We start from the raw sequence: 383 nt of genomic DNA on the forward strand, positions 1-383 counted from the left end.
GACTACGGCCGTTACCTCACCACGCCCGAGGGCAAGAACAAGATCCTGGTCCAGCACAAACCCGTCGGACCCTGCCTGCTGATCACCCCGTGGAACTTCCCGCTGGCGATGGCCACCCGCAAAGTCGCTCCCGCTGTCGCGGCAGGCTGCACGATGGTGCTCAAACCTGCCAAGCTCACACCGTTGACGGCCCAGTACTTCGCRMAGACCATGCTCGACGCCGGCCTGCCCGCCGGAGTCCTGAACGTCGTCGCCTCCTCCAGCGCGTCCGGGATTTCCGGGCCGCTGCTGAAGGATTCACGCCTGCGGAAGATCTCCTTCACCGGCTCCACCCCGGTCGGGAAGCGGCTCATGGCCGACGCCGCACAGAACGTCCTGCGGAC

The 383-nt window shown here is 66.4% G+C and carries 1 protein-coding gene; it reads left to right on the top strand.

Features of this window, described 5'->3' with window-relative positions; translation table 11 throughout:
- The coding region (locus tag AC1DD5_RS25805) for an aldehyde dehydrogenase family protein (RefSeq protein WP_477523143.1) at window positions 1-383 on the top strand (383 nt) is incomplete at both ends.

This window comes from Paenarthrobacter sp. 10L420, assembly GCF_056395385.1.